This window comes from Mycolicibacterium sp. XJ879 (assembly GCF_053483935.1).
The window spans coordinates 24,682-45,594 of sequence record NZ_JBEFTH010000011.1 but is presented as its reverse complement, the minus strand read 5'-3'; the positions used below and the strand labels follow the sequence as shown (position 1 = coordinate 45,594).

Annotated in this window: 20 protein-coding genes; 4 read left to right on the top strand and 16 right to left on the bottom strand. The window is 66.1% G+C overall.

The annotated features are described in order from the left end of the window. Positions 1 to 17: 17 nt before the first annotated feature. Genes ABQF13_RS21040 through ABQF13_RS21030 form a run of 3 tightly spaced genes read right to left on the bottom strand, consistent with a single transcriptional unit; the run spans position 18 to position 3,073 of the window. A complete protein-coding gene (locus tag ABQF13_RS21040) occupies positions 18 to 1,160 on the bottom strand; it encodes a sulfotransferase family protein (RefSeq protein WP_448394726.1) in 1,143 nt (380 codons plus the stop codon). Beyond that, complete coding sequence (locus ABQF13_RS21035) at positions 1,160 to 1,945, bottom strand: SDR family oxidoreductase (protein ID WP_448394725.1); 786 nt, start codon at positions 1,943 to 1,945, stop codon at positions 1,160 to 1,162. The genes ABQF13_RS21040 and ABQF13_RS21035 overlap by 1 nt, the downstream gene beginning before the upstream one ends. Beyond that, a complete protein-coding gene (locus ABQF13_RS21030; protein ID WP_448394724.1) occupies positions 1,946 to 3,073 on the bottom strand; it encodes a hypothetical protein in 1,128 nt (375 codons plus the stop codon). An 84-nt stretch (positions 3,074 to 3,157) separates the two neighbouring features. On the opposite strand from ABQF13_RS21030, the gene ABQF13_RS21025 reads away from it, so the two are divergent. Further along, on the top strand, positions 3,158 to 4,075 hold the full coding sequence (locus tag ABQF13_RS21025; protein ID WP_448394723.1) for an IclR family transcriptional regulator: 918 nt from the start codon (positions 3,158 to 3,160) through the stop codon (positions 4,073 to 4,075). A 55-nt stretch (positions 4,076 to 4,130) separates the two neighbouring features. On the opposite strand, the gene ABQF13_RS21020 is transcribed toward ABQF13_RS21025, so the two are convergent. The 6 genes from ABQF13_RS21020 to ABQF13_RS20995 all read right to left on the bottom strand — a co-directional run bounded on the left by ABQF13_RS21020 (position 4,131) and on the right by ABQF13_RS20995 (position 10,231). Next, entirely contained in the window at positions 4,131 to 4,529 is a 399-nt protein-coding gene (locus tag ABQF13_RS21020) for a hemophore-related protein (RefSeq protein ID WP_448394722.1), read from the bottom strand. Positions 4,530 to 4,613: 84 nt separating this feature from the next. Further along, positions 4,614 to 6,692: a RecQ family ATP-dependent DNA helicase gene (locus ABQF13_RS21015; protein WP_448394721.1), complete on the bottom strand. Its 2,079-nt coding sequence runs from the start codon at positions 6,690 to 6,692 to the stop codon at positions 4,614 to 4,616. 15 nt (positions 6,693 to 6,707) lie between these two features. Beyond that, complete coding sequence (gene trhA, locus ABQF13_RS21010; RefSeq protein WP_448394819.1) at positions 6,708 to 7,385, bottom strand: PAQR family membrane homeostasis protein TrhA; 678 nt, start codon at positions 7,383 to 7,385, stop codon at positions 6,708 to 6,710. Between the two features lie 73 nt (positions 7,386 to 7,458). Then, positions 7,459 to 8,517, bottom strand: coding sequence for a 4-hydroxy-2-oxovalerate aldolase (dmpG, locus tag ABQF13_RS21005; RefSeq protein WP_448394720.1), 1,059 nt, complete (start codon positions 8,515 to 8,517; stop codon positions 7,459 to 7,461). Continuing rightward, entirely contained in the window at positions 8,514 to 9,431 is a 918-nt protein-coding gene (locus ABQF13_RS21000; RefSeq protein WP_448394719.1) for an acetaldehyde dehydrogenase (acetylating), read from the bottom strand. Before ABQF13_RS21000 ends, dmpG begins: the two co-directional genes overlap by 4 nt. A gap of 14 nt (positions 9,432 to 9,445) precedes the next feature. Beyond that, the gene (locus ABQF13_RS20995) at positions 9,446 to 10,231 is read right to left on the bottom strand and encodes a 2-keto-4-pentenoate hydratase (RefSeq protein ID WP_448394718.1); all 786 of its coding nucleotides are present in this window, start codon (positions 10,229 to 10,231) and stop codon (positions 9,446 to 9,448) included. A 73-nt stretch (positions 10,232 to 10,304) separates the two neighbouring features. Here ABQF13_RS20995 and kstD point away from each other — a divergent pair, with 73 nt between their 5' ends. The 3 genes from kstD to ABQF13_RS20980 all read left to right on the top strand — a co-directional run bounded on the left by kstD (position 10,305) and on the right by ABQF13_RS20980 (position 13,963). Beyond that, the gene (gene kstD, locus ABQF13_RS20990; protein WP_448394716.1) at positions 10,305 to 11,987 is read left to right on the top strand and encodes a 3-oxosteroid 1-dehydrogenase; all 1,683 of its coding nucleotides are present in this window, start codon (positions 10,305 to 10,307) and stop codon (positions 11,985 to 11,987) included. Next, complete coding sequence (locus ABQF13_RS20985) at positions 11,987 to 12,856, top strand: enoyl-CoA hydratase ChsH3 (RefSeq protein WP_448394715.1); 870 nt, start codon at positions 11,987 to 11,989, stop codon at positions 12,854 to 12,856. The genes kstD and ABQF13_RS20985 overlap by 1 nt, the downstream gene beginning before the upstream one ends. Positions 12,857 to 13,099: 243 nt before the next feature. Then, on the top strand, positions 13,100 to 13,963 hold the full coding sequence (locus ABQF13_RS20980) for an MPT63 family protein (protein ID WP_448394714.1): 864 nt from the start codon (positions 13,100 to 13,102) through the stop codon (positions 13,961 to 13,963). A 19-nt stretch (positions 13,964 to 13,982) separates the two neighbouring features. Here the strand turns inward: ABQF13_RS20980 and ABQF13_RS20975 are convergent, their stop codons facing one another. From ABQF13_RS20975 to ABQF13_RS20945, 7 genes are read right to left on the bottom strand one after another with little or no spacing between them, the layout of a single operon-like run. Continuing rightward, complete coding sequence (locus tag ABQF13_RS20975) at positions 13,983 to 14,759, bottom strand: hypothetical protein (RefSeq protein ID WP_448394713.1); 777 nt, start codon at positions 14,757 to 14,759, stop codon at positions 13,983 to 13,985. 40 nt (positions 14,760 to 14,799) lie between these two features. Further along, entirely contained in the window at positions 14,800 to 15,966 is a 1,167-nt protein-coding gene (locus tag ABQF13_RS20970; protein ID WP_448394712.1) for a 17-hydroxy-3-oxo-4-pregnene-20-carboxyl-CoA lyase, read from the bottom strand. Continuing rightward, on the bottom strand, positions 15,966 to 16,367 hold the full coding sequence (locus ABQF13_RS20965; RefSeq protein ID WP_448394711.1) for a MaoC family dehydratase: 402 nt from the start codon (positions 16,365 to 16,367) through the stop codon (positions 15,966 to 15,968). The genes ABQF13_RS20970 and ABQF13_RS20965 overlap by 1 nt, the downstream gene beginning before the upstream one ends. Beyond that, complete coding sequence (locus ABQF13_RS20960) at positions 16,364 to 17,329, bottom strand: bifunctional MaoC family dehydratase N-terminal/OB-fold nucleic acid binding domain-containing protein (RefSeq protein ID WP_448394710.1); 966 nt, start codon at positions 17,327 to 17,329, stop codon at positions 16,364 to 16,366. The genes ABQF13_RS20965 and ABQF13_RS20960 overlap by 4 nt, the downstream gene beginning before the upstream one ends. Further along, positions 17,326 to 18,501: an acyl-CoA dehydrogenase FadE29 gene (gene fadE29, locus ABQF13_RS20955; RefSeq protein ID WP_448394709.1), complete on the bottom strand. Its 1,176-nt coding sequence runs from the start codon at positions 18,499 to 18,501 to the stop codon at positions 17,326 to 17,328. Before fadE29 ends, ABQF13_RS20960 begins: the two co-directional genes overlap by 4 nt. A gap of 2 nt (positions 18,502 to 18,503) precedes the next feature. Next, a complete protein-coding gene (locus tag ABQF13_RS20950; protein ID WP_448394708.1) occupies positions 18,504 to 19,541 on the bottom strand; it encodes an acyl-CoA dehydrogenase family protein in 1,038 nt (345 codons plus the stop codon). Between the two features lie 48 nt (positions 19,542 to 19,589). Continuing rightward, complete coding sequence (locus ABQF13_RS20945; RefSeq protein WP_448394707.1) at positions 19,590 to 20,840, bottom strand: cytochrome P450; 1,251 nt, start codon at positions 20,838 to 20,840, stop codon at positions 19,590 to 19,592. Positions 20,841 to 20,913 lie beyond the last annotated feature (73 nt).

Below are 20,913 nucleotides of genomic sequence, written 5' to 3'. Positions count from 1 at the left end.
CTGCTCGCCAAAAGAGGTTACAGTCCTCTGAACCGTTCCTTGACCTCGTCGGCGGTCAACCCGTAATCGGCCAGTGAATACGTGTGTTTGGGTGCGCGCGGACCCTGCTGGCTCTCGGCGTAACGCTGCTGCACCGCCGCGCGCGCCGCGTCGGTGAACTCGATGCCGAAGTGCCGGTAGATACCTTCGACACAAGCGACCGGGTCCGCAACGAATTCGGAGTAGTCGACATCGCAGAACTGCCCTGCATCGTGCTCGGCGCGAACGGCGTTGAACCGCCGCAGACCTCGTGACCACGTCTCCATGGCGTCTTCACCGATCTGGGCGCCGACAAACGAGTTCGACCAGCCCGCAGTGGTGTGCTGTGACAGCGAGCACATCGACGCCATGATGGTCTCGGCCGGCCGATGGCACTGCACGATCAACGCATCGGGATAGGTTTCGAACAACGCATCGAGCGCGAACAGGTGGCTGGGGTTCTTGAGCACCCAACGCTTTTCGGCGTCGTTGAGGCCGATCAGCTGCAGGTTGCGACGGTGCCGTTGGTACGGTTTGGTCCAATCCTGCTTGGCCAGCCACTGCGAGTACGTCGGCAGATGCGCCAACGTCTCATAGGACACCGAGTGCAGCGACTGCCGCAGCAGCTGCCAACATTCCTCGACCTCGTCAGCGGTCATGTAATGCAGCCCGGTGTAGTCCGGGTTCTCATCGTGGGCCTTCTTGAACCGCGCGTCCAGTCCGGCGAACGCCGGGTTGTCCGGCCAGGTTTCGCGTGGCGGCCGGGGTTGTGGGAACTCGGCGAGCCAGAGCTCCAGGCCCTGGTGCGACGGATCGGCAGTGAGCAGCCGGTGGATGGCGGTCGTGCCGGTGCGCGGCAGGCCGGTCACGAAAATGGGCCGTTCGATGACGACGTCGGCGTGCTGCGGGAACTGCCTCCACGCCGCCTCCGAAAGCAACCGGGCGACCAGCGCATTACGGACGAAGAACCGTTGCATCTTGCTGCCGAACTCAGTCAGGTCCGCATCGCGCTTATAGGACTCCAGCAGGACGGCCAGCGCCTCACGGTAGTTGTCGTCATCGGCACCGAAGTCGTCCAGCCCGCAGGCCTTGGTCGCTGACGCGTGCAGGTCTTCGACGGTACCCACATCGGTGCGTGCCATCAGGCTTTGTACTCCCCACAGTTGACGTCGAGGGCCTGGCCGGTGATACCACTGGACAGATCGCTGGCCATGAAGAGGATGGCCGAGGCGACCTCGTCCTCGGTGGGCAACCGCTTGAGGTCCGATGCGGCGGCGGTGGCGTTGTAGATCTCCTCAACCGTGGTGCCGTACTTGCCGGCCTGGTGGTTGAAGTAGCTCTCCAACGTGCCGCCCCAGATGTAGCCAGGGAGAACGGAGTTCACCCGGATGCCTTGTTCACCCAGTTCGGTGGCCAGCGACTGGGACATCGCCAGCAGCGCGGATTTGGCCATCTTGTAGGCGCCGTACTTGGCCTGCGAGTGACGCACCACCATCGAGTTCACGTTCACCACCGAACCGTTGGCCTCAGCCAGCCCCGGGGTGAAGCCCTGGATCAGCCGCAGTGCACCGAAGACGGTCAGCTCGATGGCGTCGCGCATGTGCTCGAACGTGGTGTTGGCCAGCGGCTTCATCGACGGCACCCGAAACGCGTTGTTGATCAACACGTCGACGCGGCCATAGGCCTTCATCGTCTCCTCGACGAGGTTGTTCACCTGAGTCTCGTCGGTGATGTCAGTGCCGACGGTCACGGCACGACGGCCGATGTCGGCGACCTGCTTGGCCACGTCGTCGAGGCGCTCGACGGTACGCGCGGCCAACACCAGATCGGCACCCGCCTCGGCGCACCGGCGCGCCAACGTGGTGCCCAGCGCCGGTCCGACGCCGCTGATGACCACGACTCGGTCTTTGAGCAGTTCCGCCGCCATTCAGCCCACCATCCTGTTCTGAATCTGCTGCTGGCGCAACGCGATCCGGGCACGCCAATCCTCATCGGATATTTTGTTCGATTCGTAGTACGGCAATGCGCTCGCCACCTTGTCGAGGTCGACCACTTCGGCGGTGGGCCCGTCGGCTTCGGTCAACGCCCGCGACAGCCGTTGCCACCGGAATTGCAGGTAGCCCTTGCGGCGCCCCAGCGTCTCGCACCAGTTCGTCACGCCCGGATTGCTGTCGGCGACGACAATGCGGACCTTGCCGTCCGGATCAGCTTGTGCCTGAGTACCGTTCAACGAAGTCTGATGGTTGATGTAGTCCAGCGAGATGTACCAGAGGCTGCCCAGCTGAAAGCCGATATACGGCGCGTCTGGCACCGGCAGCGTGATGACCATCGCCTGCTCCGGCGCCAGGTCGAAGTGCCCCACCGACGAGTACTGCGTGGCCAGTCCACCGGGGGTGAGCCTTGGCGCGGTCAGCGTGTTGACCGGCAGGTTGTCGTAGAACCACTGCGGAAACTGCAACCACGTCTTGACCCGCTGCACTAGCTGCTTTCCCGCGACGGCGTAACGCTTGTGGATCTTCTCGGGTGTCAGCGGAGGCGGCGCGGTGCCCGCGGTGTCGGTGCGCGTGATGCTGAGGTGTCCGCGCTGCGCCGCCCAGTCGTTGTACACCTCGCGAATGACCAACTGCGCTGGGCTGTTCGGCACCACCCGCCATTCGAACGTACCGTCGTCGGCGATGTCGAGCTCGCGGTCGTCGAACGCGGCCTGGCTGGGCGGGACGTTGTCGTCGGTGTACTCCCCGCCGATCATCTGAAACGCCAGATCGGTCGTGGTGCCGCGCTTTCCGGTGACGACGTACTCGTGGCTGGCCTGCACCCGGGTGCCGAAGTACAGCGCGTCGGGGTTGTCGAGGCCCATCTTGGTGAACGGCCCCGTCCCCGACTGCAGGAATGGATGGTCGCGTTCGTAGTCGAATGCCAGGTGCGTGCATGCGGAGATGCATCCGGCGAGGTATTGCAGACCTTCCAGTAGGTCGGCTTCGGATTCGATGAAGGGCGCCTCGGTGACCAGTCGCTCGGCCTCGGCGATGGCGTCGATCAGTGGCTGTGAGTACACGCCTTGAAACTAGAACCCGTTCTAGCCAGAGTCAATATTTCGACCGCAACGGTACATATATGGAACGAAGGGTACGCTGCTGACGTGTTGACTCCGACCGGCCGCACCTCACCGCCAACCGATCGGGTGGTACGCGTCCTGGACTACCTCGCGGACCGTCCCACGGAGCGCTTCGGTGTGTCGGACCTGGCTCGCCGCGTGGGTCTGAGCAAGCCGACCTGCCTGGGCATCGTCACCGCGTTGTGCGACGCCGGCTACCTGGTGCGCGACGTCGCCGATAAGACCTACCGGCTGGGTCCGTCGCTGATCACCCTCGGTCACCGGGCCCAGGAGTCGATGCGCGTCAACCCGGCCGCACGGGAGGAACTGCGTCGGCTCTCGGCACGGTTCGGCGTCACCGCGGCGCTCTCAGGCGTGGTCGACGACCGGATCACGGTCCTGGACCTGGTGGCGCCGCCCGGCTCCCGGCCCGGGGTCGAGGTCGGCCAGAGCTATCCGTTCGCCCCGCCGGTGGGCCTGATGTTCGTGCTGTGGGACGACGAGGCCGAACGCGAGTGGTTGGCCAAGGAGCCGACCGTGCCACTTCGGACGCCGTTGCGGACCAACACCGGACGCCTGAACCGGGTGGTCGAAGAGTGCCGCGCGGATGGATACCTCGTCGAGCGGCTGACGCCCGGTGGACGTCGGCTGTACTCCTTGATGGCCGGTATGTCGACAGACTTGCCCGACGAATTACGCGCTCTGCTGGGCGAATTGGTGTCCGACATCGGCGAGCGGGTGTATCTGCGCGACGAGAACACCGGCGCGCGCAAGCGCCATGACATCAGCGTGATCTCGGCACCGGTGTACGACCACTACCAACGGCAGGTCATGGTTGCCTCGATGCATATCGGAACGGCGCTGACCGACACCGAGATCACCGAGCGGGCACGCGCTTTGGTCGCGACGGCCGATTCCGTGACGGCGCAGCTCGGCGGGGTGAAGCCGAAGCGTCTCGGGTGAGTGAAACACGCTTGTGGCGCCGGTCGAAACCGGCGCCACAAGGTCGCGCTATGGGTTAGGCGTCAGTCAGCGCCTCGGAAAGCGGCGTCGGGTTCACCTCAACGCCACACTGGTTCGAGATTTCCGCGGCCGGCTGGTTGATCGCCTTCAGTTCCGACTCGACCTGGGGGTTCTGCTCAAAGTATGCGCTGAACGCCTCAGTCGGCTCGGCAGGCGACTGCGTCGTGATCTGCGTCAGCGCCTGATTCGCCTCCGGGTTGGCGGCGAGGTAGGTGCCGGTGGATGCCGCCACCGTGCTGGAGGTAGTGGCAATCGCGCTCACGCTGCAGTCAGTTTCCGGGGCCGGTTGTGCGTTGACGACCGGCGTGACGATCGCTGCGGACCCGAAAGCAAGCAGACCCCCGGCGAACATTCCGTACAGGCCGCGTCGAACGGTCGTTGCGGACATCTTCATGGATTTCTCTCCTTCGGTCTGCGACTCGGTGGTCGCTCCCCAAAGGCATAACCGGCGTCGGGGCAAGGCTAAACAAACCCCAGCTCAGCTCACGCTGGCCAGCGCAAACGGCAGCACCTGGGCCGCCCCCGCCGCCCTGACCAGCCGCGATGCCATCGTCAGCGTCCACCCCGTATCGGTCACGTCGTCCACCAGCAGCACCGGTCCCGTGTTCCCCACCAGGTCAGGCTGCTGCCACGCACCGTTCAGCGCGGCCACGCGATAGGCCGAATTCGCCGCGGTCACCGGCCTGCGCCCAGGCGCGTAGCGCAGTACACCCAGGTCGACCAGCCGGCCGAGGCGGGCGAGTTCGCGGGCCATCGACGTGATGAGCACGGGATGGGTGTCGGAATCCAGCGCCATCACCGCCGTCGGGCGGATCTCCCAGTCCCACGACGCCAACACCTGCACGCCGGCCTCGACCACCTCCCCCGGCACCTCCGCATCGGGTTCGTCGAGCAGACGGCGCAACCGTGCGCCCCATCCGAGGTCCGTCAACCGCCCGATGACCCGGCCGGCTTCCGGGCCGTCGGTGATTCGGCCACGCACGTCCAGCCCGACCTTGTCCAGCCCGGTCGGCCACTGCTTCCGCGGCGTCAGCTCGACACCGGGCCGCATGAGCCGGGCCCGGGTGTCCGCCACGGCCCCGGCGTCGACGACGGCGTCATAGCGCGAACCCGTGCAGTTGTCGCAGCGCCCGCACCGCTCACCCTCGGTGAGTTCGGGATCATCGAGTTGTGCTCGCAGGAACGCCATTCGGCAGCCATCGGTCGCTTGATAGTCGAGCATCGCCTGCTGTTCACGTTTGCGCGCCTCGTCGAGCTTGCGATAGCGGGCTTTGTCGTAGGTCCACTCCTGACCCGTCCCGACCCAACCGCCCTTGACGCGCCGCACCGCACCATCGACGTCGAGCACCTTCAGCACCATCTCCAGCCGCGTCCGATTCAGATCGACGAGGGGCTCCAAAGCGGCCGTCGACTGCGGGCGCGCCGGGTCGAGCTCCCGAATCACCTTTCGTACCAGCGCTTCCGCCGGGAACGCGACGGATGCGAAGTACCGCCAGACGTCCTGGTCCTCGCGGCCGGGCAGTAGCACCACCTCGGCGCTCTCGGTCGACCGGCCGGCGCGGCCGACCTGTTGGTAGTAGGCAATCGGCGAAGACGGGGCGCCCAGATGTACGACGAACCCGAGGTCGGGTTTGTCGAACCCCATGCCCAGCGCCGACGTCGCGATCAGCGCCTTCACCCGGTTGGCCAACAGATCCGCCTCGAGTTGCTCGCGTTCCGCCGCCTCGGTCGAACCGGTATAGGCCGCCACCGGATGTCCCTGCTCGCGCAGCAGTGCGGCGATGTCGTGTGCCTGCGCCACCGTCAACGTGTACACGATGCCCGAGCCGGGCAACGAATCCAGATGCGCCGCAAGCCAAGCCGCGCGTTGCGCGGGATTGCCGGCCTTCACCACCGACAGCCGCAGCGACTCGCGGTCCAGGCCGCCGCGCAGCACCAGCGTGTCACCGCCGCCGACGCCCAACTGCGCCGCGACATCGTCGACGACGCGGTCGTTGGCGGTCGCCGTCGTAGCGAGGACCGGGATGTCGGCGCCCAGTTCGGCGATCAGCGTGCGGATCCGCCGGTAATCGGGGCGGAAGTCGTGGCCCCAGTCGGAGACACAGTGCGCCTCGTCGACCACGACCAGCCCGGCGTCGTGCGCCAGTGCCGGTAACACCGCATCGCGAAAGTCCGGGTTGTTCAACCGCTCTGGGCTCACCAGCAGCACATCGAGGCCACCGGCGCGCACCCGGCGGTGGATGTCGTCCCACTCAGCGACGTTGCTCGAGTTGATGGTCGCGGCGTGCACGCCCGCCCGTTCGGCGGCGGCGACCTGGTTGCGCATCAGCGCCAGCAGCGGCGACACGATCACCGTCGGGCCATGCCCGTCGGTGCGCAGCAGTTTGGCGGCGATGAAGTAGACCGCGGACTTGCCCCAACCGGTGCGCTGGACCACCAACGCGCGCCGACGGTGCACGACCAACGCCTCGATCGCGGCCCATTGGTCGTCGCGCAACCGCGCCTGCGGGCCGGCCAACTGTTCGAGGATCGTTTGGGCTTGCTCTCGCGTTGTCATCGCTCCATCGTGCAACTAGGCAACGACAAGCCAGATCGCGACGAAGTGGCAGACCGCGGCAGCCACGGTGAATGCGTGGAAGAACTCATGGTGCCCGAACGTCTGCGGCCACGGGTTGGGCCACCGCACGCCGTAGACGACGGCACCGATGCTGTAGAGCACCGCGCCGGCGACCAGGAGCGCGACGACCGCCAGACCTGCTCCGTCAAGCAGGGTTTCGGCGAACCAGACGGCGACGTAGCCGAGCAGAAGATACAGCGGCACACCCACCCATCGAGGCGTCGACGGCCACACCATCTTGAGCGCAACGCCCAACCCGGCCCCCGTCCAGACGATGGCCAACATCTTCGATCCGATCTGCGGCGGCATCGCCACCACCGCCAGTGGCGTGTATGTGGCGGCGATGAATATGAACACCGTCGAGTGGTCGACGCGCATCATCCATCGGTGCGCGACCGCCGAAACCCAGCGGACCCGGTGATAGACGGCGCTGACGGCGAACATGGCGATGATGGCGGCCACGTAGACCAGCGCCGACCATCCGGCGCGCGGTGTGCCCGAACTCCACGCAACGGGCACCATCGCCGCACCGGCGACGACGGCCACTACCGCGAAGACGAGATGGATCCAGCCCCGTGCGCGCGGGGTGCCGGTGGGGTCCCCGACGCGGACGACGTTTGCGCCTGCTGCCAGTAGCTGGTCCGTCAGATCCCCCCGATGTCGTGGGGCAGTCGAAAACCCACGCCGAGGGTACCGGCCGGATGCGCTAGCCGGCCGTCGACGCGGCGTCCAGTTCGCGCTTGATCTCCAGCGCGATGTCGATGAGCTGGTCCTCCTGGCCGCCGATCAGCTTGCGCTGGCCCGCGCGGTGCAGCAGTTGGTGGGCGGGCACGCCGTAGCGCTCCGACTGCCGGATCGCGTGCTTGAGAAAGCTCGAGTACACCCCGGAGTAGCCCATGATCAGCGCGTTGCGGTCCAGCAAGCACTCGGCGGGCATCGCAGGTGCGACGACCTCTTCAGCCGCGTCGGCGATATCGAAGAAGTCGATGCCGGTCTTTACGCCGATCTTGTCGAACACCCCGATCAGCGCCTCGACGGGTGCGTTGCCCGCGCCCGCGCCGAACCGGCGGCAGGAGCCGTCGATCTGCTTGGCCCCCGCGCGCACCGCTTCGATCGAGTTCGCGACGCCGAGCCCGAGGTTCTCATGACCATGGAACCCCACTTGCGCGTCGTCGCCGAGTTCGGCCACCAACGCGGCCACCCGGTCCCGGACGCCCTCGAGCACCAGCGCGCCGGCGGAGTCGACGACGTAGACGCACTGGCAGCCGGCGTCGGCCATGATGCGGGCCTGGGCGGCCAGCTTCTCCGGCGGAATCGTGTGGCTCATCATCAAGAAACCGACGGTCTCCAGACCCAGCTCGCGCGCCAGCCCGAAATGCTGAATCGACACGTCGGCTTCGGTGCAGTGCGTGGCGATCCGGCAGATCGACCCGCCGTTGTGCTGGGCCTCCTTGATGTCTTCCTTGGTGCCCACCCCGGGCAGCATCAGGAACGCGATCTTGGATTCCGTGGCCGTCTCGGCGGCCAGCTTGATCAGCTCCTGCTCGGGGGTCTTGGAGAAGCCGTAGTTGAAGCTCGAACCGCCCAGCCCGTCACCGTGGGTCACCTCGATGACCGGCACACCGGCGGCGTCCAGCGCAGCGACGATCGCGTGTACCTCGTCCTTGGTGAACTGGTGCCGCTTGTGGTGGCTGCCGTCGCGCAGCGACGTGTCCGTCATCCGGACGTCCCAGATCGGGTTGAAGTAGATTTCCTGCGTGCTCATGCCTGGCCTCCTGCTGTCGTAGCGAGGCTCTCTTTCGCGATCTCCTCGCCGACCTTGGCCGCCGCGGCGGTCATGATGTCCAGATTTCCAGCGTAGGGCGGTAAGTAATCGCCCGCACCCTCCACTTCGATGAACGTGGTAACGAGGTGGTTGCCGCCGTTGACCACCGACGGTTCGTCGAACTGCGGGTCGTTGAGCAGCCGGTATCCGGGCACGTACGTCTGCACCTCGGCGACGACGTCGCGGATGGATTGCGTGATCGCGTCGTGGTCGGCATCCTCTGGAATCGCGCAGAAGATGGTGTCGCGCATGATCATCGGCGGTTCGGCCGGGTTGAGGATGATGATGGCCTTGCCGCGCTGGGCGCCGCCGATCACCTCCACCCCGGCCGCGGTGGTCTTGGTGAACTCGTCGATGTTGGCGCGGGTTCCGGGTCCGGCCGAGGCCGACGACACCGACGCGACGATCTCGGCGTAGGGCACCTCCACCGCGCGGGAGACCGCGTACACGATCGGGATGGTCGCCTGCCCGCCGCAGGTGACCATGTTTACGTTGGGTGCCTCGAGGTGCTCGCGCAGGTTGGCCGGCGGGATCACGCCGGGGCCGATCGCCGCGGGCGTGAGGTCGATCGCGCGGATACCCGCCTCGGCGTACTTCGGGGCCGCGTCACGGTGCACGTAGGCGCTGGTGGCCTCGAAGACCATGTCGGGCTTCTCGCTCTGGGCCAGCAGCCAGTCCACGCCCTCGTGCGAGGTCTCCAGGCCCAGCTTGCGGGCCCGCGCCAGGCCCTCGCTCTCCGGATCGATGCCGATCATCCACCGCGGCTCCAACCACTCCGAGCGCAGCAGCTTGTAGAGCAGGTCGGTGCTGATGTTGCCCGATCCGACGATCGCGACCGAAACCTTGTTCGGCATAACTAGCTCCTCGACTATTCGAAATTCAAATGCACCGAGCCGAGCCCGGCGAAATCGGCGACGTATGCGGCGCCGGGGGTGGCGTCGAACGCCTTGGTACACGACCCGGGCAACACGATGTCACCTGCCTTGAGCCGGACCCCGAAACTCTCCACCTTGCGGGCCAGCCACGCCACCGCCGTCACCGGGTTGCCCAGCACCGCATCGCTGCGGCCCTTGGCCACCACCTCGCCGTTGCGGGTCAGCACGGCCTCGATCGCGGTGATGTCGATGTCGCTGGGTGAGACCCGGTTCTTCCCGAGCACCCAGCCCGCCGAGGAAGCGTTGTCGGCGATGGTGTCGCAGAGCTTGATCTTCCAGTCCTTGATCCGGGTGTCGATCAACTCGATGGCCGGCGCGAACGCCGCCGTCGCGGCCAGCACGTCCTCCTCGGTGCAGTCAGCACCCGGAAGGTCCTCGGCGAGGATGAACCCGACCTCCACCTCGACGCGCGGATAGAGGTAGTCGGCGGATTTCACGGGCTTGTCCTCGAACACCGCCATCTCGTCGAGCAGGTGTCCGTAGTCGGGTTCGTCGACGTTCATCATCTGCTGCATCGCCTTCGACGACAGCCCGACCTTGTGGCCGATGACCTTCGCCCCTTCGGCGACCCGCTGCCGGATGTTGATCAGCTGGATCTCGTAGGCATCAACAACGTCGATACCCGGGTAGCCGTCGGTCAACGGCGCGACCGGAACCCGGGTGCGCTCGGCCTCGGCCAGATCGGCGGCCAGTCGCTCACGAACCTCGGAACTAAGCATTTACGTGAAGTCCCCTCGTTTCGTCGACCGGCGCAGTTGTAGGTCGGCCGGGCAATTCTATAACGTGTTCTACATGACCGGACAGCAGTATGACGTCGTGGTGGTGGGCAGCGGCGCCGCCGGCATGGTCGCCGCCCTCACCGCTGCTCACCAGGGACTCTCGACGATAGTCGTTGAGAAGGCGCCGCACTACGGTGGTTCCACTGCGCGGTCAGGCGGCGGCGTGTGGATTCCGAACAACGAGGTGCTCAAACGCGACGGGGTCAAGGACACACCCGAGGCCGCCCGCACCTACCTGCACAACATCATCGGCGACGTCGTGCCCGCCGAGAAGATCGACACCTACCTCGCGCGCGGCCCGGAGATGCTGTCCTTCGTGCTCCGAAATTCGCCGCTGAAGCTGTGCTGGGTGCCCGGCTACTCCGACTACTACCCGGAGACTCCCGGCGGCAAGCCCACCGGGCGGTCCGTGGAGCCCAAGCCGTTCAACGCCAACAAGCTGGGCCCCGACCTGCCGGGGCTGGAGCCGCCCTACGGCAAGGTTCCGATGAACATGGTCGTCATGCAGCAGGACTACGTGCGGCTCAACCAGCTCAAGCGCCACCCCCGCGGGTTGCTCCGCAGCCTCAAGGTCGGCGTGCGCGCCACCTGGGGCAAGGTCACCGGCAAGAACCTGGTCGGCATGGGCCGCGCGCTGATCGCGCCGCTGCGCATCGGGCTGCGGAAAGCTGGCGTGCCGGTGCGGCTGAACACCGCGCTGACCGACCTCTACATCGAGGACGGTGTCGTTCGTGGAATCTATGTCCGCGACACCAACGCCCCGGAATCCACTGAGCCCGAGCTCATCAGAGCCCGCCGCGGCGTGATTCTCGGCTCGGGTGGCTTTGAGCACAACGAGCAGATGCGGGTGAAGTACCAGCGGGCGCCGATCAGCACCGAGTGGACGGTGGGCGCGGTGGCCAATACCGGCGACGGCATCCTGGCTGCCGAAAAGCTGGGCGCCGCACTGGACGTCATGGAAGACGCCTGGTGGGGTCCGACGGTGCCGCTGGTCGGTGCGCCGTGGTTTGCGTTGTCGGAGCGCAATTCGCCGGGCTCGATCATCGTGAACATGGCGGGTAAGCGGTTCATGAACGAATCGATGCCCTATGTCGAGGCCTGCCACCACATGTACGGCGGGCAGTACGGACAGGGGCCCGGTCCGGGCGAGAACATCCCGGCCTGGCTGGTGTTCGACCAGCAGTACCGCGACCGCTACATCTTCGCCGGGCTACAACCCGGACAACGCATCCCGAGCAAATGGCTCGAGTCGGGGGTCATCGTCAAGGCCGACACTCTCGACGAGCTGGCAGCGAAGGCGGGCCTGCCCGCCGACGCGTTCAAGGCGACGGTCGAGCGGTTCAACGGTTTCGCGCGCACCGGCGTCGACGAGGACTTCAGGCGCGGCGAAAGCGCCTACGACCGCTACTACGGCGATCCCACCAACAAGCCCAACCCCAACCTCGGTGAAATCAGCCATGCGCCGTATTACGCCGCCAAGATGGTGCCGGGCGATCTGGGCACCAAGGGCGGTATTCGCACCGACGTGCACGGCCGCGCGCTACGCGACGACGGCTCGATCATCGAAGGGCTCTATGCTGCGGGCAATGTCAGCGCCCCGGTGATGGGACACACCTATCCCGGTCCGGGCGGGACCATCGGCCCGGCGATGACGTTCGGTTACCTGGCGGCTCTCCACTTGGCAGGAAAGAACTAATGCCCATCAATCTCGACGAGGCCCTCGGCGCGGAACTTCCCGCCGCCGAATTCTCTTGGTCCAGCAGCGATATCCAGCTCTACCATCTCGGCCTCGGCGCCGGGATGGACCCGATGGACAGGCGCGAGCTGCGGTACCTGACCGACGAAACCCCGCAGGTGTTGCCGACGTTCGGCAATGTCGCACAGAGTTTTCACATGACCGAGCCCCCGACGGTGAAGTTCCCGGGTATCGACATCGAGCTGTCCAAGGTGCTGCACGCCAGCGAGGCGGTGTCGGCGCCCGGCCCGATCCCCGCGTCGGGCACCGGGCGCGCGGTCACGCGGTTCACCGACATCTGGGACAAGGGCAAGGCCGCGGTGATCTGGTCGGAGACAACGGTCACCGCACCGGACGGCACGCTGCTGTGGACGCAGAAGCGGTCGATCTTCGCCCGCGGTGAGGGCGGTTTCGGCGGCGAGCGAGGTCCGTCTGGATCTTCGTTGTCCTCGGGCCACACGCAGCGCGCGGCCGACTTCGAACTGGCGATCCCGACGTCGCCGCAGCAGGCCCTGCTCTACCGCATGTGCGGAGACCGCAACCCGCTGCACTCCGATCCGGATTTCGCGGCGGCCGCAGGCTTTCCGAGGCCGATCCTGCACGGGTTGTGCACCTACGGCATGACGTGTAAGGCGATGGTGGACGCCCTGCTCGACGGTGACACCGCCCGGGTCGCAAGTTACGGTGCGCGTTTCGCCGGAGTTGTGTTCCCTGGCGAAACGCTGAAGGCGCGCATCTGGAAAGAGGGTGACGGCTTCGTCGCGATGGTTACCGCGCCGGAGCGTGACGACGCCGTGGCGCTGGCCGGAGTGGAACTGATTCCGGCCTGACAAATGGCATTGGCCTAGCTACTTTGCCAGCAGAACCCAGTTCCGGTGTCTACGTAGGTGTTCGCCCATACCATCGGTTACAACGCGTTGCTCAACGCATGCTCGCAGAACGTATTTCGCGTCCCGATGCACTACCGACCGGGCATGACGGCCTACCGACCTGCTACTTTCGGTTTGGGAAACCGTCCCCGCGGGTAAGGGGATGCCGAATTTCGGACGACCAGGAGCATCACTTTGAACAAGATGAGCAAGATCACGATCTCGGCAACCGCCACATTCGCTGCGGCCGGAGTCATCGGCGTTTTCGCCGCGCCGGTCGCAGGCGCGGACCCGGAAGCCGAAGCCACCACACAGACACCAACTCAGCCACAAATCCAAGTTCAGACACTGACGCTGGGCGATCAGGGAAAGTTGGTTGACGGAAACGTCATTCAGGGTTGGACGGTCGACAACCTTCAGCCGAGTTCCGACCCGATTCCCTACAACGTACAAGGAACCCTGTGGGAGATCACCGCCAACGATCAAGCGATCCAAGGCACCGTGATCCCGATCGTGTCGAACCTCAACGCCCGGGCCGCCAACGGCGAGGCGTATCGCGCGCTGTTCGGTGTCGCCACCCCACAGGGCGTCAACCCGGCCGCGATACCGCAAGGCGAACAGACCACGGGCAAGGTGTATTTCGACGTCACCGGCGCCGAGCCGAACAGCATCGTCTACAACGCGGGCGGCCAGGACCTGATCGTCTGGGTCGAGGCCCCTGAATCCACGTCGAGCGGCGCTGCGTCGACGTCGTACCCGTCGACGGGGTCGCAGAGCCCGGCCCAGGCGCCGGCAACCGAGGCCGCGCCCGCGGCAGTCGGAACCGAGGCACCCGAGGGCAGCCAGGGCACCCCGCTGCCGGAGGGCACCGAGCAGGTGCCGGCAGGTTCGGCGGGAACGCCGCTGCCGCCGGCTGAGGGCGCTCCTGCCGCACCTCCGGCCGAGGGTGCGCCGACCCAAGCGACCGCGGAGGGGACGCCGCAGCCCGCGGGCAGCCAGGGAACTCCGGTGCCCGCCGATGACCAGGCGCCGACGCCGGCCACCTACACGCCGGCTCCGACGCCCTGATCGCAGCGGCCAGCGGCTGTCACGAGTGGGATGACCACCACGCGTACAGCTGCGGGAAGGTCGGCCCCTGCGGGCCGCTTTCGACGGCGCTGACCACAAGTCGGTCGTCGTCGGTCCAGATCACCGTGGGCTGACCTTCCCGAAGGCCGCAGAACAACGTGCCGCTTACCTTGTCCGGGGTGGCATTACGTCGCCACGGCCCAGGTGACTGGATGTTGCCGGGACAGACCACCTGGGTCGCGGTCCGCATCCCGTTGTTGAACACGGCGTCGAGTGCAGCCCTGTCTTCGACCAACGTGTAGACGGCTGACTGCGGGCCGTCCGGGTCCACGTTCTGTGTGCAGTTGACCTGTGCCAGAACGTTTTCCGGCGCGTCGACCGCTTCACACGCGCCCGGCGGGTAGCCGCGTGGAAGCATCTGCATGAGGCGTGGCGCGTCGTCGGGCCGGATTGTCGTCGCCGGCGTTGTTGGCGGCGTTGTTGTTGGATCCGATGTCGGCGGCGCGGCGACGGCGGGCGCATCGTCCTGCGGTGACGGACGCAGCAGCCAGAACCCCAACCCGCCAATCGCGGCGACGGCAATGACCGCAGCCACCGCAACTGGCACCGCTTTGGGCACCGAACGCGGCTGCACCGGCCGCGGTGTCACGGAGAGCGGGGCGTCAAAGCGCCTCATCTGGGTGTCTGGTGCGCGCGGCACAGCGCGCACCGGCCCGGTGTCGTCGTCGTTGGGGCCAGGACTGTGGAAGTCGTCGTGCGGCGTCGACGACGGGTCCGGTGGCTGCGGCGAACTCACGGCTCCGAGGGTAGTAGCAGCGGCACCCGCCGTGGCGGGGTCAGCCCAGGATCAGACCCGATGTCGGCACACCGGTGCCCGCGGTGACGAGCACGTGCTCGACGTCCGGCACCGGGTTCACCGATGTGCCGCGCAGTTGGCGTACCCCTTCGGCAATGCCGTTCATGCCGTGGATGTAGGCCTCACCCAACTGGCCGCCGTGGGTGTTGATCGGCAGCCGCCCACCGATCTCGATGGCGCCGTCGGCGACGAAGTCCTTGGCATCGCCCTTGTCGCAGAAGCCCAGCTCCTCCAACTGGATCAGCGTGAACGGCGTGAAGTGGTCGTAGAGGACGGCGGTCTGGATGTCGGTTGGCTTGAGCCCTGACTGCTCCCACAACTGCCTGCCCACCAGCCCCATCTCCGGCAGGCCGAGTTCGGGCCGGTAGTAGCTGACCATCGAATACTGGTCGGCGCTGGAACCCTGCGACGCCGCCTCGATGACCGCGGGCCGGTGTTTGAGGTCTTTGGCCCGCTCGGCGGACGTGATCACCAACGCCACACCACCATCGGTTTCCTGGCAGCAATCCAGCAGCCGCAACGGCTCGGCGATCCACCGCGAATTCTGGTGGTCCTCAATAGTGATCGGCTTCTCGTAGAAGTACGCCTTCGGGTTCTTGGCCGCGTGCTTGCGGTCGGCCACCGATACCGCGCCGAAGTCCTTGCTGGTGGCACCGGACAGGTGCATGTAGCGCCTGGCGATCATCGCCACCTGCGCAGCGGGGGTGGACAGCCCGTGCGGATACGAGAACGAGTTGTCCACGCCGGTGGAGTCGGCGTTCTCCACCAGCCGCATCTGCACCTGTCCGAAGCGGGTTCCCGAGCGCTCGTTGAAAGCCCGGTATGCCACAACGCAATCCGCGACTCCGGTCGCCACCGCGATCGCGGCTTGCTGGACCGTGGCGCAGGCCGCGCCGCCGCCGTGGTGGATCTTGGAAAAGAACTTCAACTCAGGGATGCCGATCGCGCGCGAGATCGCCACCTCGGTGTTGGAGTCCATCGTGAACGTGACCATGCCGTCGACGTCGGCAGGGGTCAGACCCGCGTCGTCGAGCGCGTCCAGAACGGCTTCAGAGGCGAGCCGAAGCTCGCTGCGACCGGAGTTCTTGGAGAAGTCGGTGGCGCCGATCCCGACGATCGCCGCCTTGCCGGACAACTCGCCGGGCATCAGTTACCTCCGAGGGTTAGCGTCGCGTTGGCGATCACGTGATCACCCAGGCTGTTGCTGCCAGTGATTTTCAGGCTGATGAGACCGTCTTCTATCGCGGTGACCTCACCCTTGAACGTCACGGTGTCGTAGGCATACCACGGCACCCCGAGGCGCAGACCGATCGACTTGATGACCGCGGTAGGCCCGGCCCAGTCGGTGATGTAGCGCTGAACCAGCCCAGTGTCGGTGAGGATGTTGACGAAGATGTCCTTCGACCCTTTGGCCTGCGCCTTGTCGCGGTCGTGGTGGACGTCCTGGTAGTCCCTGGTGGCGATCGCCGTCGACACGATGAACGTCGGGTCGCCGTACAGCGCCAGTTCGGGCAGCTTGGTGCCTACTTCGACAGTGGGTGTGCTCACGTGTCCGGCTCCCATGCGTACAGTGTCCAGGCTGGGCCTGAATCGCCTTCTGGAAAGTCGATAAACGTTGCGCGGACCGGCATTCCGATCTCCACGGCGGTGGGTTCGGCATTGCGCAGCTCCCCGAGCATCCGGACGCCCTCCTCGAGTTCGACGAGCGCGATGACGAACGGCAGTGTGCGACCGGGCACCTTCGGGGCGTGGTGCACCACGAAGCTGAACACCGTGCCCTTGCCGCTTGCCACGACGTAGTCGGTGGGCTGCTCTTTGTCCTGCCACAGCGCGGGCACCGGCGGATGCTGCAGCGTGCCGTCGGGACGCTTTTGGATCCGCAGTTCGTGCGCGTTGACGCCGTCCCAGAAGAACTTGGTGTCCCGCGACGACGCCGGCCGCATCATCGAATCAGCATCCAGATCCTCGGGCACCTGGGTTCGCGCACCGCTGTCGGCGGGTCTGAACTTCATGATGCGCCACATCATCTCGGCCACTGGATCATCGCGGTCGTCGCCACTGAGCCAGGTGATCTTCTGCGTGATGAAGAAACCCTCACCCAGCGCGGTGTTCTTCGGCCCGATGACGTCGGTCAGTTCGGCGGTGACGCTGACCTGTTCGCTGACCCGCAGATATCGGTGATAGGTCTGTTCGCAGTTGGTGGCGACCACACCGATATAGCCTGCGTCGTCGAACAATTCGATGATCTTGCCCAATGGGTCGTCGTCGGGGCGCACACCGCCCAGACCCATCATCGTCCACACCTGGATCATCGCGGGCGGCGCGACGGCGCCCGGGTGACCGGCCGCCTTCGCCGCGGCCTCGTCGACGTAGATCGGGTTCTTGTCGCCCATCGCATCGACCCAGTGGTCGATCATCGGCTGGTTGACCGGGTGGCGGCCCACACGGGGCTTGCTCTTGCCTTCCGCCTTGACCCGCTCGGCGGCGGCCTTGATGTCGTCGATACTCACCGGGGGACCCTTGGAACCTTCAGTCCCGCAGCCGCAATCATCTCCCGCATTACCTCGTTGACACCTCCGCCGAACGTGATCACCAAGTTCCGTTTGGTCTGGCTGTCGAGCCACTCCAGCAGCTCCGCGGTTTCCGGATCCGCCGGATCCCCGTACTTGCCGACGATCTCCTCGGCCAGCCGGCCCGCGTACTGGATGCGTTCGGTGCCAAACACCTTGGTCGCTGCTGCGTCGGCAACGTCGATGGTCTCACCGGACGCGGCGACCTGCCAGTTGAGCAGCTCGTTGATGCGCCACATCGCCTTGAGCTCACCCAGCGAACGCTTGACGTCGTCATGTTCGAGCGGGGCGACGCCGTTACTGCCCGGCTTGGATGCCCACGCGTGTACGTGGTCGTAGAGCGAGGCGAACCGGCCTGCCGGGCCGAGCATCACGCGCTCGTTGTTGAGCTGAGTGGTGATCAGCTTCCAACCGCCGTTCTCCTCGCCGACGAGCATGTCGGCGGGGACCCGGACGTCGTTGTAATAGGTGGCGTTGGTGTGGTGTGCGCCGTCGGACAGAATCATCGGCGTCCAGGAGTAGCCGGGGTCCTTGGTGTCGACGATCAGGATCGAGATGCCCTTGTGCTTCACCGCTTCTGGGTCTGTACGGCACGCCAGCCAGATGTAGTCGGCGTCGTGCCCGCCGGTGGTGAACACCTTCTGCCCGTTGACTAGGTAGTATTCGGCGGACCCTTCCCTGCGTCGCACCGCCGTGGTGCGCAGCGACGCCAGGTCGGTGCCGGCTTCGGGCTCGGTGTAGCCGATCGCGAAGTGCACCTCGCCGGCGAGGATGGCGGGCAGAAACTTCTTCTTCTGCTCCGCAGTGCCGTACTGCTGCAGCGTGGGCCCCACGGTCTGCAACGTGACGGCCGGCAGCGGCACGTCCGCCCGCTGCGCCTCGTTGACGAAGATCGACTGCTCGATCGGACCGAAGCCCAGACCGCCGAACTCCTTGGGCCACCCGACGCCGAGCTTGCCGTCGGAGCCCATCCGCTTGATGACGGCACGATACGCCTCGCCGTGGCGGTCCTTCTCCATCTCCTTGGCCTCTTCTGGAGAGATGAGGTTGGAAAAGTACGCCCGCAGTTGCGCCTGCAGCTGTTTCTGTTCGGGCGTCAGGTCGATGAACACTGCTATCTCCCGTCGCTTCGCTCGCCCAATGCGGCTCCCACCAGGTCGAGCCGGTGTGCCGGACCACCCACCAGTCGGGTGAGGTCTTTGATCGTGGAGTAGTAGCGGTCCATCGGGTAGGCGATATCCATACCCATCCCGCCGTGCAGGTGGTGACAGAGTTGCATCACCGGAGGTGCCTGCGATGCGAGCCAGTAGCCGAGGACGTCGAGATCCTCTTGAGTTTGTGGGCTGGCGTCGCGCCCCTCGGAGAGCCGCCAAACCACCGACGTGGCCGCCAACGTCAAAGTGCGAGAAGCGATGTAGACCTCGGCCAGCTGTGCGGCCACCGTCTGAAACGTCGACAACGGCTTACCGAACTGCTCGCGGTTGGCGACGTAGTCCGCGGTGAGCCGCAGTGCGCCGGCGACCAGACCGGCCGCGAAGGCCCCGATCGCGGCCAGCGCCAACTGGTTGACGCGGCGCGGTGTCGCGCCGTCCAGTACCGCGTCGACATGCGCGTCGGTGAACGTGACGGTGTACTCATCGCCTCCGTTGGAGGTCGGGGTCTTGGTCACCTGGACGCCGTCGACCTTCGGCGATACGACGGCGACCCCGTTGTCGGCGGTCACCAGCAGCCATTCCGCTTGTCCCGCATAAGGAACCGCGATCTTGGTGCCGGAGATCTTGCCGTCGGTGAGTGTCGTGGCCGGCCGGTCGGGCAGCGGCGCACCGGGTTCGTTGAGCGCGGCCGTCAGCACCGCCCCCTTGGGAACTCCCGAGAGGTAGCGGTCCTGCTGCTCGTCGGAGGCCAGATCCCGCAGCGTCAACAGCCCAAGACCCAGCGTGGCCAGCGCCGGGCTGACGGTGCCGTGCCGACCGATCTCGGTCAGTGCCGTGGCCACCTCGGGCAGCCCGACACCGTCACCGCCGAGGCGCTCGGGCACCGCCAGGGCGGCCACTCCGCCGGCGACCAGTGCTTCCCAGCTGTTGTCTCGGTCGAGCACGGATGTCACCACGTCGGCGACAGCCTGCTGCTCCGGGTTGGGCGTGAAATCCACCCGTCCTCCTTATTGCAAACGACGCGCCCCGCGCGGGTTCGGTACCGATCAGTGCTTGACGGGGCACTTACCGGTGTAGTCAACCTGCCAGTGCTTGATGCCGTTGAGCCACCCCGACTTCAGCCGTTCGGGGTCGCCGATCGGCTTGAGGTCGGGCATATGGTCCGCGATCGCGTTGAAGATCAGGTTGATGGTCATGCGCGCCAGGTTGGTGCCGATGCAGTAATGCGCACCGGTGCCGCCGAAGCCGACGTGCGGGTTCGGGTCGCGCAGGATATTAAAGGTGTGCGGGTCTTCGAAGACCTCTTCGTCGAAGTTGGCCGACCGGTAGGACATCACCACCCGCTCGCCCTTCTTGATCTTCACTCCGCCAAGCTCGACATCCTCGAGGGCGGTGCGTTGGAACGCCGAAACCGGGGTGGCCCAGCGCACGATCTCGTCGGCGGCGGTCTCGGGACGTTCCTTCTTGTAAAGCTCCCACTGGTCGGGGTTTTGAGAGAACGCGATCATGCCGTGGGTGATCGAGTTGCGCGTGGTCTCGTTGCCCGCCACCGCCAGCATCACCACGAAGAAGCCGAACTCGTCGTCGGTGAGCTTCTCGCCGTCGATGTCGGCCTCGATCAGCTTGGTGACGATGTCCTCGGTCGGGTTCTTGGCCCGCTCCTCGGCCATCTGCATGGCGTACTGGATCAGCTCGACCGACGACATCGCGGGGTCGACATGGGCGTACTCGGGATCCTCACCAGCGGTCATCTCGTTGGACCAGCGGAAGATCTTGTCGCGGTCCTCCTGCGGAACACCGAGCAGCTCGGCGATGGCCTGCAGCGGCAGCTCACACGACACCTGTTCGACGAAGTCGCCGCTTTCCTGCGCAGCAGCGGTCTCGGCGATCTTCTGCGCGCGGGCGCGCAGTTCGTCCTCGAGGCGCCCGATCGCGCGGGGGGTGAAGCCGCGGGAGATGATCTTGCGCAGCCGGGTGTGCTGCGGGGCGTCCATGTTGAGCAGCACATTGCGCTGCAGATCAATGGCGTCGCGGGTCATGTCCTGCGGCCAGACGGGAATGGCGCCGTCGGGCGAGCTGCCGAAGACATCGTTGCGCCGAGAGACTTCCTTGACGTCGGCGTGCTTGGTGACGAGCCAGTACCCTTTGTCTCCAAAGCCGCCGGTGCCACCGGGTACGTCGACCCAGTGGATGGGGTCGGAATCGCGCAGTTCGGCGAGCTCAGCGACGGGGAGACCCTTGAGGTTCAAATCGGCGTCGAGGGGATCGAATCCCTTGGGCAGGTTCGGACCAGACATGCGGTGAGCTCCTTTGCGCAACACTTCTGCAACGTGTTCTAGTGCCAGTAAAACATGCCTTCTGCGCAGATGA